The sequence below is a fragment of the Microcystis sp. M_OC_Ca_00000000_C217Col genome (assembly GCF_007095585.1).
Lineage (GTDB): Bacteria > Cyanobacteriota > Cyanobacteriia > Cyanobacteriales > Microcystaceae > Microcystis > Microcystis panniformis.
Genome location: NZ_SFBV01000320.1, coordinates 1 through 12,774, shown reverse-complemented (window position 1 = coordinate 12,774; position 12,774 = coordinate 1). Strand labels below are relative to the sequence as shown.

Here is a 12,774-nt window from a genome sequence, read left to right as displayed (position 1 = left end):
AATGGTTTTAACTTCAACCAGTCGATTCTCGATTCTCAAGGTCGTGTAATCGGTACTTGGGCCGATGTGTTAAACCGCGCTGGTATCGGTATGGAAGTAATGCACGAGCGCAATGCACACAACTTCCCCTTAGACTTAGCTAGTGGTGAACAGGCTCCTGTGGCTCTGATTGCTCCCGCTATCAATGGTTAATTCCTAGTCTGAACGAAAAGGCACTCCCGCAAGGGGGTGCTTTTTTGTGGCTTTCTGGTTACTTTCAGAGAAGATGCCAGAATCTAGGGATAATGGGGGACAATCAGGCTAATTGATTTGGGTTGGCTGAAATAAGTATCAATTCTTTCGTTGGTCTTAAGATTTCTCCCACACCCCGTATCGCTTTCAATCTGCTTGTCACCCCGTTAGCCATGGTTGCCACGATAGTCCGATATTTGCTCGAATTGTTCTAGAAGGAGCATTTTTCTAGATGATCCTTTACTTAATCTCTAGTTTACTCCTTCTCTTTTGTGTCAGTCCGCGGTTAAGCTTCGCTGGTGCGACGAATACCTTCGTCGAGAATGAAGAACTGAGGGTTAAGAGAAGCCAACGGCTCTCGCAGTTTTTCGATTTCGGCAGCGGGAGCGTGAACTTCTAGGCGAATAATCTTGGCGATTTTGAGAACTTCGTCTAGCAGTTCCCCGACGTTTTGTAGGTGGGCAAGAACTGCGGAGGCATCGACGTAACCCTCGCGGCAATGAGCAATATTGCCGCTAAAGGAAAAAGCATAATGGATACAGCCCTCTTCGGTGCGGGTTCTCTCAATGAACTTGGGGCCTAGTTCCTTAAACGCAGCAATTTTTCCTTCTTGTACTTCAAAGTAGGGTACTAGAGTACAGCAAGTATCGATTTTGAACATTAGATTCTCCTTTTAGGTGGTGCGGAGGGGTATCCCGCGTTTGTGGTCTCTTCTGTCAGACGCTTCACGAATTGGAAGCAAGTTAGTCCAAAAGAACCCTCGTCTTTTGTTTCTCACGGGTTTCCATTCAGACGCTTCACGAATTGGAAGCAAGTTGATGAGGTTCTGACCTAATTCTATCTAGGTATAAGTAGGGTATGCTGAAAAAGCTTTTCCTGGGGGCAGGGTGTGGGGTGTGGGGTTTTATCGATTTTTAGGTGGTCAACTACCTAATTTTCAGGGAAAAAGTCCAGGGATTTTCCCCCCGATCCCCGCAATGGCTGGCACTTTTTGAGGGAAAAAAAGTCCAAAAGTCTTATCCAACAAGGTTGTTAGATTTATTCAGCAGACCCTAACTACTTAAGGGACTTGCGTGAGAATAATATCCCAATCGATCGGAGGGCGCAAGCTTTGCGCCCCTACAGTAACGGATTTTGTCCACAATGTAGGAGCGAACTGCGTTCGCCCAAAAGGTACATTATCAAAGCGCAAGTCCCTAAGTAAAAAAACTTAATATAAATTGGGTTGGGGATAGGCCGAAACTCTGCTGCTATCCCAGCCAGTCAACCTGATTTTTTGGTGGAATTGATGGCAAAATCTTCTTAGCCTCAACTAACTTTAATCAAGCCCAACAATTTCCCCCTTACCGGCAATCACTTCGCCGATTTGGTAGGCATTAATCCCAGAGGATTGGAGTTGATTAATAGTCAATTGCGCCAGATCCGATGGGACAATGATCACAAAACCGATACCCATATTAAAAGTATTAAACATGGCTTCGGAATTAACCGAACCCATCTGGGCTAACCAGTGAAAAATCGGCAAAATTGGCCAACTTTCGCGGTAAATCTGCACAGAATGCCCTTTACCTAAGCAGCGGGGCAAATTTTCCGGGATGCCACCCCCGGTAATGTGGGCCATGGCGTGAATATCTAACCCAGAGCGCAGCAGTTCTAGCACAGGTTTAACATAAAGTCTAGTGGGAGTTAACAAAACTTCACCTAAGCTAGAGCCAGCCAAAATTTCGGGGCAATCTTGCCAATTTAAGCCCTGGGTGTCGATAATCTTACGAACAAGACTAAAACCGTTACTGTGAACCCCACTACTGGCTAAACCGATAGCCACATCGCCGATTTGCACCTTACTGCCGTCGAGTAATTGACTTTTTTCGACAATACCGACGCAAAAACCCGCTAAATCGTACTCTCCCGCCGAATAAAACCCCGGCATCTCCGCCGTTTCCCCTCCCAAAAGAGTACAACCACTATCACGACAGGCCCTAGCGATTCCCGATACCACCGCCGCTAACTGTGACGCTTCCAGTTTACCAGTGGCCAGATAATCCAAGAAAAATAAAGGTTCAGCCCCGGAGGTTAGGACATCGTTGACGCACATGGCCACCAGGTCAATTCCCACCGTATCATGGCGATTGAGACTATGGGCAATTTTTAGCTTGGTCCCTACACCATCAGTTCCCGATACTAACACCGGTTGCCGATAACCGGAAGGTAACTGAAAATACCCCCCAAAACCGCCTAAACCGCCGATAACTTCGGGACGGAAGGTACTTTCCACATTTTGGCGAATTTTCTCGACAAAAGCGCGTCCCGCTTCCACATCCACGCCCGCTTCTTTATAATCCATGCCCAATTGACCGATTGTATCTCTCAAATTTTACCCAGATTTCGGTCCCATGGGAATTATAAATTATGAATTATGAATTGGGAAGTGGGAGGTAAAGCGTAGGGTGCGTGAGACGGAAAATTGCTGCTTTGACTCGAAGGTGAGAATCCGTCGTAACGCAGCACCTATCATCGACTAAGTAGCCAGTTACAATTAAAGATAAAATACAGAGAACCAGAAGTCTGCGCCACTATCTGACAATTAATTGAGATTACTTAATTCGGGTTTGCTTAAAAAGTACGGGCGAAGCATTCGGATAGAAAATCTGCGGTTTCACCGATAGGTTATTACCCGAATGCTTCGCCCCTACAGGACGCAATCGCCGCTCAAGATGCCAGGTTTTGAAGCACGATTATCTCAAAATCTTGCACCTGTTTCGCAAGAAAAGCCACAAAACTCTTACCTTGCCTACATTTCACATTTATTCAGCAAGCCCTAATTAATTAGGAGTTTAGCAAAATGTCTAACGAAACGGTCACTTATTCCCTTGAGGCTGTCTTGACAAGGATTGAGGGGAAAATCGACTTTTTACAAAGAGATGTCAACGAGCGTTTAAACAAGCTAGAGATAGGACAATCAGAATTAAGAGGGGACATTAAAGCTTTAGATGAACGACTAACCGGAGAAATTAAAGGGTTAACTGCAAGAGTCGCTGATCAGGAATTTACCAATCGGGGGATTCTGATAGCTTTGGTTGTTGCCATTTTAGGAGGAGCGGCCAAAATTTTTGGTTTTCTCCCCAATCCTTGACAGCGATCGCATAATGTTTGCAGAAATTAACGCCCAATTGAAACGGCTAAAAAATTAAACTACAAAGATCGAGTGTCTTTTCTGTCAATCTTCTTGGGGATATTTTTCCCAAAGATCCGTGATTTGGCGAAGACTTTGGAAGTTGCCATTACCGAGGATCAAATGATCTAGGAGAGGAATGGCTAGATAGGTAGCTCCCTGTAATAATTGTTCTGTGAGTAAAATATCGTCTTGACTAGGCACAAGTGACCCGGTGGGGTGATTATGGGCGATAATTAACTTAGTAGCTGATTGTTTCACTACTTCTCGAAAGATTTCTCGCGGATGTACCAGTGTTTCTGTAGCTGTGCCGATAGTAATCACTTTGAGTGCGATTAACTGATTTTTGACATCGAGTAAAATAACGGCGAAACGTTCCTGAGACTGATACATTAGTTCGTGTCCAAGTATGGCGGCAGCGGTATCGGGACTATCGATAACCATTTTTTCCGTCGGTCGTCGTTGAAAAGCTCGTTTTCCCAATTCGATCGCCGCTAGAATAGTAGTAGCCTTAGCCGGTCCAATGCCATGAATAGCGGTTAATTCTTGGGGGTGAATATCCCTCAAAACGTCCAAAGGATCCCGGCGATATTTACTCAATTCGTTGAGAATATGCTGTCCTAAACCCACGGCCGAGAGTTTCCCCTTACCTTGACCTGTAGCCAGTAAAATCGCTAATAATTCGGCGTTACTGAGGTTTTTCGCCCCGACACTGATTAAACGTTCCCTCGGTCTTTCACTGACGGGAATATCGGCAATTCTTAAGCTGTAGGTCATGGAAGTGGCAAGCTACCGCGATAAAATTCCATCATAATCGCAATTTTAGCCAGTGCCTAGAGGGATTTGGCCGGTAAATCAAGGGGAAAAACTCTCCTTACCGATAGCGAATTCCCGCATCTTCGAGGCGCTGTAAAGCTTCCCCTAATCGCGGGATATCGGCGATTAAACTGACGCGCACATAACCTTCCCCTCCCTCTCCAAAAGCATTACCCGGAGTGACGACGACACCAGTTTTTTGCAGGACGCTGAGGGCAAAATCCGTGGAAGTCATGCCGACGCTACAGGGAATCCAGAGATACATTGTCGCCTTAGAGGGGGGAATATCCCAACCTAATTGCCCCAAACCTTTGATTAAAAAATCTCGTCGCTGCCGGTATCTTTCCTGTACTTGTTTGACGTATTCATCCGGCAGTTGTAGGGCGGTTTCGGCCGCTTTTTGGATGACGGAAAAGATACCATAATCGAGATTAGTTTTCAGGGTGCGTAACCCTTGAATAATATCGGCATTGCCCACGACAAAACCGACGCGCCACCCGGCCATATTATAGGTTTTCGAGAGGGTATGAAATTCTACACTAATCTCTTTTGCCCCCGGAATTTCTAATAAACTGGTGGGCTGATAACCATCAAAACTTAATTCAGCATAACAGAGATCATGGACGAGCATAATCTCATATTGCTGGGCCCAAGCAACGATTTTTTCAAAAAATTCCCGAGGGGCAACGGCGGCGGTGGGGTTACTGGGATAGTTAAAATAGAGGATTTTCGCCTGTTTAGCCACATCTTCGGGGATAGAATCGATATCTATCAGCCAATCCTGTTCTGCTTTTAAAATAATCGGGTATAGCGTCGCCCCAGCAATCAAAGGACCGCGAAAATGGGCGGGATAGGCGGGACTGGGAACTAAGACCACATCGCCGGGGTTAACATAAGCTAGGGCGAGGTGAGATAGGCCCTCTTTGGAACCGAGCAAGGGTAAAGCTTCGTTATCGGGATTGAGTTCCACACCATAAGAGCGATCATACCATTTAGCGATCGCTTCTCGAAAACTGGCGGTTCCTTCAAAGGGGGGATAACCGTGAAATTGGGGCGTTTCAAAAGCTTGAATGGCCGCTTCGATAACCGGACGCGGAGCAAAACCGTCCGGGTTGCCCATACCTAAATCGATTAAATCTAGTCCTTCTTTGCGGGCTAAGGCTTTTAATTCATCCAAGCGGGCGAAAACGTAGGGGGGTAAGGCACTTAATCGCTTGGCGCGGCTATTCGTCCAATCTACACTCATTACTTCTTGGCTTACTGATCGAGGTAATCTACCATTATGGCACGAGTGTATGGCTAATTTAAGTAGGTAGGCGTTAAAAATTATCAGATGCCCCCCTTATTAAGGGGGGATTAAGGGGGGACTAAGGGGGGATCGAACCTAAAATCCATTTTTAATTTAATTATAACCAGCTACTTAGCAGTTAGTTATTAGCTGACTTCTTTGTGCCTCAATATTGCTGGAATTGCCCGACATCGGAGATGGAGAGCCAAACTAAGGTAATCTAATTAATAGAGGCCCAAAATTACTGATTAGCCCCAGCATTACCCCCATTCTTCGCCATTAGCGGCCGGTAAGTCCTGACTCCTCACTCCTCAATTCTTTTGTAAAATATGACTGCGATCGCTGTTCAGATAACTTCTATTTTACCCCCCGACACGACGGTTATTGCCTGGCCACAAGTGCCAAAAGAGGAACAAGAAAGATTATCAAGGGCAATTAGGGGCAAAAGTCCTGAAATTCTAGTCTATCCCGCTAATACAACCGCTTTATCCTCTCTGGTGCGTTTTACCAACGAAAATCGTCTGTCTTTACTGGCCTACGGTCAAGGCAGTAAATTAGATTGGGGTGGGTTAGTCGAGTCGCCCGATATTTTAGTTAGTACCCAAAATCTCAACCGGATTATTGACCATGCTAGGGGAGATTTAACTATAACCGTGCAAGCTGGGCTTAAACTAGCGGATTTACAGGCTTTTTTAGCTCCTAGCGGTCAATTTCTTCCTCTTGATCCCAGTTACGCCGATAATGCCACGATTGGCGGTATTATAGCCACAGCCGACGCGGGAACATGGCGGCAAAGATACGGTGGTGTCCGGGATCTGATCCTAGGATTCTCCTTTATCCGTCACGATGGCGAGATTGCTAAAGCTGGAGGGCGTGTGGTCAAGAATGTGGCGGGATACGACATGATGAAGCTATTTACGGGTTCCTACGGCACTTTAGGGATTATCGATCAGATTACCCTGCGACTGTATCCCGAAACTGCTCACTCAGAAACCCTGATCATCACTGGAAATAGCGAAAATATTAGTAAATTAAGTCAAGTTATTCGGCAATCGGCCTTAACTCCCACCGTGGCTGAATGTTTAAACCCAGGGATGACGCAAGCACTAGGATTAGGGGAAAAAGTCGCTTTACTGCTGCGTTTTCAAAGCATTCCCGAAAGTATTAGCGAACAATCGCAACAGGTGAGTTATTTAGGACAACAGTTAGATTGTCAGACTAATTATTATCGGGATGAGGCAGCAGTTTCTCTATGGCAAAGATACCGAAAAACAATGGATAATTCCGGCCAAGAGGGCAATTTTTTCGGCAAAATAGGATTATTACCCAGCAATTTAGCTCTAGTTATCGACCAAATTAACGGACTAGCCTCGATTAATATTAGTAGCGGGGTGGGTAAAGTTATCTTAAAATCGGAGGAAAATCTTGACAAAATTCGCTCTTTATGCAGTGCCAATCAGGGTTATCTAACGGTGTTAACCGCACCTCCATCGCTAAAGGAAAAAATTGAACCTTGGGGTTATACAGGTAACGCAATCACCATGATGAAAACCCTAAAAACTAAATTCGATCCTCACGGTATTTTTAGTCCTGAACGCTTTCTTAACAAAATCTAATTAAAAATTATGCAAACCTCCGAACATTCCGTTAACTTTCAAGAATTAATCGACCAAAAAAATCAAGGATTTGACCCCAAAAATCCCCCCGCTCAAGAATTAATCGATAGTTGTGTTCACTGTGGTTTTTGTCTTTCTACCTGTCCCAGTTATCGAGTCATTGGCAAAGAAATGGACTCCCCCCGGGGTAGAATTTATCTGATGAATGCCATCAACAAAGGAGAAGCGGTTTTAGACGAAACCACTAGCCAACATTTTGATACTTGTTTAGGTTGTTTAGCCTGTGTTAGTACCTGTCCATCGGGAGTACAATACGATCAATTAATCGCCGCAGTTCGTCCGCAGGTGGAACGCAATCAACCCCGCAGTTTTAAAGATAAAATTATTCGTTTTCTCATTTTTAATCTCTTTCCCTATCCCGTCCGTCTCAAATTATTTTTACCTTTCCTCTGGTTATATCAAACCCTAGGATTACAAACCCTAGTCAGGAAATCGGGTATCTTAAAAATGCTCTTTCCCCGTCTAGCAGCAATGGAATCAATTTTACCCAGAATTACTCTAAATTCTCTGTTTAAAAACTATGCCGATGTTATTCCCTCCCAGACTGAAAAACGCTATCGGGTGGGAGTAGTTTTAGGTTGTGTGCAGAGACTCTTTTTTTCACCAGTAAATGAAGCAACAGTGCGGGTTTTAACTGCCAATGGTTGTGAAGTGGTTATCCCAAAAACCCAGGGTTGTTGTGCCGCTTTACCCGCACACCAAGGACAGGAAAAACAAGCACAAAGTTTAGCCAGACAAATGATCGATAGTTTTGCAGAAACCGAGGTTGATTATATTATTATCAATGCGGCAGGTTGTGGTCATACTCTCAAGGAATATCATCATATTTTAGCCGATGATCCTGAATATAAAGATAAGGCTAAGGAGTTTGTGGCTAAAGTCCGCGATGCTCAAGAATTTTTAGCAACAGTGGGATTAACTGCTGATTTATCGCCGATTACCGAGACAGAATTAACCCTAGTTTATCAAGATGCCTGTCATCTTTTACACGGACAAAAAATCTCCGTGCAACCACGGCAATTATTGCAAAAAATCCCCAATATTAACTTAAAAGAACCTATCGATGCCGCCCTGTGTTGTGGTAGTGCCGGAGTTTATAATATGCTACAGCCAGATACTGCCGATGAATTAGGTCAGCAGAAAGTACGCAATTTATTAAATACTGGGGCTGCGGTGATTGCTTCTCCTAATCCGGGTTGTTCCCTACAAATTAAAAAACATCTACAATTACAGGGAAAAGATACACCCGTTATTCATCCTATCGAATTATTAGATTATGCGATTCGCGGGCTGAAAATTTCCTAAAATAGAAAAGGGGTTTCTTCAAGAAACCCCTTTTCTATTAGATTAGATATAAGTAGCCCAAGATTTGGCCCAGGCGAGAATTTCCTGAACTCGATCGAGGGTTGAAGATTCACAGTAGAGACGCAAAACCGGTTCTGTGCCACTAAAGCGAATTAACAACCAACTGCCATCTTCTAAACGGAACTTATAACCGTCCATAGTATTACAATCAGTCACTTGTTTACCGGCAATTTCCCTTAAGGGTTCCTTATCCAAAGCAGTAATTAACTGATTGCGAGCTTCCATATTAGCTAGGGGTAAATCAATACGATCATACTCAGAATGAAAACCAGTTTTATCCTGTAATTGCGCGTAAAGATCGCTTAAATCTTGGCCTGATTCTACCACCGCTTCCAAAACGTATAAAGCTGATAGTAAAGCATCCCGTTCGGGAATGTGAGTACCATAACCGACACCTCCCGACTCTTCCCCACCAATTAACACAGGAGTGGTCAACATTCGATCGGCGATATACTTATAACCGATCGGGGTTTCAAAGACCGATAAACCGTATAAACTGGCTAATTTGGGGATTAAATCGGAACCGCTCACCGTTTTCACAATTTCCCCTCTCATTCCCTTTTTGCCGGCTAAATGCTCGATTAAAATCGGGATGAGATTTTGGGTGCTTAAAAAATTCCCCTGACCATCGATCGCCGCCACTCGATCGCTATCGCCATCGAAGACCAAACCTACTCGCAAAGGGGCTAAATTTGCGCTGTGAGCCAGTTTATCGATGATTTCCCTCAAATTTCTCGGTAAAGGTTCCGGAGAGCCGCCACCGAACAAAGGATCGCGATTGCCGCGTAATTCCGTGATCCCCACCCCCAAAAGACGCTCTAAACCGGTAGCCGCCGCACCGTGCATGACATCGGAATAAACTTTTAGTTGTCCCGATTTGATCGCGTTGGCAATAGCGGCAATATTAACTTTTTGGCGTAAACCCTGACAATAACTTGACCAAGGCTCAAAAGTGCTTAATTTACCTGCATTGTCCTTAAATTGCGGCGGATTAGACAATAAAGCTTCAATTTGTTGGGTAATTTCCGGCGAGACAGAACCACCAAAATAACCTTTAACCTTCAAACCGAGATATTTAGCCGGGTTATGACTGGCGGTTAACACGATCGCACCGAGAGCATTTTCCGCTCGAGCTGCCCAACTAAAAGCGGGAGTCGGAGCGTAGGATTGGGAGAGAAGCACATCAAAACCAGCTTTTTGAAGCGATTCCGCCGCAGTTTGAGCAAAATCTTCCGCCATAAACCGCCGATCATAGCCGACGATCATCGTCCGCGAACCTGTGATCTGACCATAATTATCCGCTAAAACCTGAGCCGCCAAGGGAGCGAGCAGAGCGACTCGATCGAAAGTAAAATCGGCGGCGATAATCCCGCGCCAGCCATCGGTTCCAAATTTAATCGGGTTCACGGTGGTCATGATTTACCCCTAAATATCCATTTTCCCAATACTGTAACCCGCTCCGTACCCCTTGGCGATAGGCAATGGGGGGATAGGGGAAATGGGGAAATGGGGAGATGGGGAGATGGGGAAATGGGGAATTTCAGCTAAAACCCTAAAACCCCAAAACCCCAACACCCTAACACCCTAAAAACCCAATACCTTTTCAGGTTTCTCGATCATCGGTTTTTGCCGCCGAATCGAGCGCGCCGACTTCACTGGCTAATAATTTTTCCATTAACATTTGTAACTTCATCCGTTCTATATAGGGCCATCCCCCGGTTTCCTCGATATCCCGGAGTAATCCGTATAAGTCCTTACGGGTATTGGGTAAAGATGGCTCGAACATCTGCTCGCGAATTTGCCGATGTAAATTTTCTAAAGTTCGCAGCAACATTAACAAACCGTTACAATCTCCCTGCTGTTCTTCGGCGATCGCTGTCACCGTCGTTACAAGGGAATCTAGTTGGCTATCTAATTGGCTGTTATCTCCCGGCAATCGGCTATTCATGTTCCTATTTGAAAACAGTCACACCAATCATATCAGTCATCAGCTATCAGTTACTTAGAGCCTCCTGACTTGAAAGAGGGTGTGGGGTGTGGGGTGTAGGGTGTGGGGTGTAGGGTGTGGGGTGTGGGGTGTGGGGAAGTGGGGAAGTGGGGAAGTGGGGAAGTGGGGTGTAGGGTGTAGGGTGTGGGGTGTGGGGTGTGGGGAAGGAAACCTCTTTCATCTGTGGTGGTGAAAATTTTTTCATCGGGACTGACTCCTAAGCTAAGACGTATTTAAACTGCTTATTCTTCGATTAGCCGAATCTCCTCCAATCTCTTTACTGTTGCCTCTTGCCGGCTGCCTCCCGTCTCCTGACTCCTATCTCCTGACTCCTATCTCCTGACTCCTATCCCCTGCCTGCCGTCCCCTGTCTCCCATCTTCTCAATGGTCACTGATCTTTGATAAACTGAGTTTCGGTGAATTGGCGCAACCGATTCGATAATTCATCAGGCTATGGATCAAGGGTAGTAATTGTAAAGATTGACAAAGAGAGGTTGACATAGATGAGATTTCGTGCCTTGTTAGTTGCCTTTTTAGCCTTGTGCTTAGGGGTGTTGACAGCTTGTAGCGACGCGCCTAGTGCCGTCCTGAATAGAAACGAGCTAACCTATGATGAAATTTTAAACACTGGATTAGCTAACAAATGTCCGCAGATTTCCGAGTTTACCCGGGGTACTCTCCCCTTAGAAAGCGGCGAAAGTTATGTGGTGACAGATTTATGTTTGGAACCCCAAGAATATTTTGTCAAGGGTGAACCCATTAATAAGCGGGAAGCAGCCACCTTTATCCCGGGTAAACTCCTAACCAGAGATACCACCAGTTTAGAACAGATGACAGCGACCTTAACCGTAGGTGAAGACGGTGTTTTAACCCTCAAGGAAGAAGACGGTATTGATTTCCAACCCATTACCGTACAATTACCCGGAGGTGAAAGAGTTCCCCTCTTCTTTACCATTAAAGGTTTCACCGGCAAAACCGAAGCTGGATTTAGCTCTATCAACAGTTCCACGGATTTTGAAGGCGAATTTAAAGTTCCCTCCTATCGTGGCGCTGGTTTCTTAGATCCCAAAGGTCGGGGTGTGGTGACGGGTTATGATAATGCTGTCGCTTTACCCGCTAGTGCTGATAGTCAAGATTTCCAGCGTGCTAACGTCAAAGCGACGGAACTGGGTAAAGGTACTATGTCTTTACAGGTGACTAAAGTTGATGCTTCTACTGGCGAGTTTGCTGGTGTTTTTGAAAGTGAACAGCCTTCCGACACCGATTTAGGGGCAAAAGATGCTGAAGAAGTGAAAATTCGCGGCATTTTCTACGGTCGTCTCGAAGCTCGTGCCTAATTAATAAATTCAGAATTTCTGGAAATTAAGGCGAATTTCTCCCTAGAGAAGTTCGCTTTTTTTCGGCTCTCTTGGGTTAAAATAAAGGTTGACCTCGCCAGGGAGGAAGAGTTGCTCATGCCCAAGAAGACGAACAAGAAAACGGAAGCCAAAAGTTACAACCATGGCGAGGAACATCCCCAGCGCCCCGATATTGGCACGGAACCCCACTTCAAGAAGAAAAAACCCCCTGTCACCTATTGTTATGATTCCTCCTTGTCCCCGGAGTTAAACTGGGATGAAAACCCCGCACGAGAAGAAGCTGAGGCCTTAATTGAGCAAATTCTCGCAGCCGAAGATTTAGAAACCGCCAAAATAGCAGCGCGTAAACTCAAGGCAATCGGTGAACCGTTTTTAAATTGGACAGGAAAGGCCGAAAGATTATCTTTTGAAGTGCCGACTTTACCCCTGTTTGTCCATATCACGAGGCTAGACTAGCTAAACTAACAGTTAGATTTGCCAGTTTTGAAATACAAGTACCTAAGCATCACTCGAAAGCGAAGCCTAGTCAATCTCTCAAATTACAGGTAATTTTAGCTGAAGAAGAAAATCCTCATACCGGGGTTAATCCTATCAGTTGGCTCCTCTTAACTAGCCTAGACATTAGTAGCTTTGAATCGGCGATAACCTGTGTGCGCTGGTACAGTTATCTCTGGTTAATAGAACGCTATCATTTTGTTTTAAAAAGTGGTTGTGGATTAGAAAAACTGCAATTAGAAACGGGTCGGAGAATTGAGATGGCCTTAGCTACCTATTCAATTGTAGCCTGGAGATTACTCTGGTTAACCTATCAAGCACGCTTACACGGAGAGGAGAGTTGTGAAAGTTTTTTGGAAGAACATGAATGGCAATCTTTGTGTGC

At 45.1% G+C, this 12,774-nt stretch carries 11 protein-coding genes and 2 pseudogenes; 7 read left to right on the top strand and 6 right to left on the bottom strand.

Annotated features, from left to right (window positions below; translation table 11 throughout):
- Positions 1 to 192, top strand: a pseudogene (locus tag EWV66_RS20335) (hypothetical protein); the annotation flags it as partial.
- A gap of 325 nt (positions 193 to 517) precedes the next feature.
- On the opposite strand, the gene EWV66_RS20330 reads toward EWV66_RS20335, so the two are convergent.
- A complete protein-coding gene (locus tag EWV66_RS20330; RefSeq protein WP_052276468.1) occupies positions 518 to 892 on the bottom strand; it encodes a putative quinol monooxygenase in 375 nt (124 codons plus the stop codon).
- Between the two features lie 657 nt (positions 893 to 1,549).
- Positions 1,550 to 2,575, bottom strand: coding sequence for a phosphoribosylformylglycinamidine cyclo-ligase (gene purM, locus EWV66_RS20325; RefSeq protein WP_287107765.1), 1,026 nt, complete (start codon positions 2,573 to 2,575; stop codon positions 1,550 to 1,552).
- Positions 2,576 to 3,073: 498 nt separating this feature from the next.
- Between purM and EWV66_RS20320 the strand changes: the two genes are divergently transcribed.
- Positions 3,074 to 3,364: a DUF4164 family protein gene (locus EWV66_RS20320; protein WP_052276466.1), complete on the top strand. Its 291-nt coding sequence runs from the start codon at positions 3,074 to 3,076 to the stop codon at positions 3,362 to 3,364.
- Positions 3,365 to 3,448: 84 nt separating this feature from the next.
- Here the strand turns inward: EWV66_RS20320 and radC are convergent, their stop codons facing one another.
- Both radC and EWV66_RS20310 read right to left on the bottom strand, forming a co-directional pair.
- Complete coding sequence (gene radC, locus EWV66_RS20315) at positions 3,449 to 4,180, bottom strand: RadC family protein (protein WP_002753303.1); 732 nt, start codon at positions 4,178 to 4,180, stop codon at positions 3,449 to 3,451.
- Positions 4,181 to 4,277: 97 nt separating this feature from the next.
- On the bottom strand, positions 4,278 to 5,465 hold the full coding sequence (locus EWV66_RS20310; RefSeq protein ID WP_052276464.1) for an aspartate aminotransferase: 1,188 nt from the start codon (positions 5,463 to 5,465) through the stop codon (positions 4,278 to 4,280).
- A gap of 371 nt (positions 5,466 to 5,836) precedes the next feature.
- Between EWV66_RS20310 and EWV66_RS20305 the strand changes: the two genes are divergently transcribed.
- Both EWV66_RS20305 and EWV66_RS20300 read left to right on the top strand, forming a co-directional pair.
- Positions 5,837 to 7,123: an FAD-binding oxidoreductase gene (locus EWV66_RS20305; RefSeq protein WP_287107764.1), complete on the top strand. Its 1,287-nt coding sequence runs from the start codon at positions 5,837 to 5,839 to the stop codon at positions 7,121 to 7,123.
- A 9-nt stretch (positions 7,124 to 7,132) separates the two neighbouring features.
- A complete protein-coding gene (locus EWV66_RS20300) occupies positions 7,133 to 8,488 on the top strand; it encodes a (Fe-S)-binding protein (protein ID WP_052276462.1) in 1,356 nt (451 codons plus the stop codon).
- Between the two features lie 42 nt (positions 8,489 to 8,530).
- Here the strand turns inward: EWV66_RS20300 and EWV66_RS20295 are convergent, their stop codons facing one another.
- Both EWV66_RS20295 and EWV66_RS20290 read right to left on the bottom strand, forming a co-directional pair.
- Positions 8,531 to 9,964 (bottom strand): phosphoglucomutase/phosphomannomutase family protein, encoded by a 1,434-nt coding sequence (locus tag EWV66_RS20295; RefSeq protein WP_052276461.1) that lies wholly within the window; start codon positions 9,962 to 9,964, stop codon positions 8,531 to 8,533.
- A gap of 187 nt (positions 9,965 to 10,151) precedes the next feature.
- A complete protein-coding gene (locus EWV66_RS20290; protein ID WP_004160301.1) occupies positions 10,152 to 10,496 on the bottom strand; it encodes a hypothetical protein in 345 nt (114 codons plus the stop codon).
- A gap of 543 nt (positions 10,497 to 11,039) precedes the next feature.
- Here EWV66_RS20290 and EWV66_RS20285 point away from each other — a divergent pair.
- The 3 genes and pseudogenes from EWV66_RS20285 to EWV66_RS20275 form a co-directional block, all read left to right on the top strand.
- Positions 11,040 to 11,873 (top strand): photosystem II manganese-stabilizing polypeptide, encoded by an 834-nt coding sequence (locus tag EWV66_RS20285; protein WP_004160298.1) that lies wholly within the window; start codon positions 11,040 to 11,042, stop codon positions 11,871 to 11,873.
- A gap of 117 nt (positions 11,874 to 11,990) precedes the next feature.
- Entirely contained in the window at positions 11,991 to 12,350 is a 360-nt protein-coding gene (locus EWV66_RS20280) for a hypothetical protein (protein WP_052276459.1), read from the top strand.
- Positions 12,329 to 12,774 (top strand): annotated as a pseudogene (locus EWV66_RS20275) (IS4 family transposase); the annotation flags it as partial. The gene EWV66_RS20280 and the pseudogene EWV66_RS20275, both read left to right, overlap by 22 nt.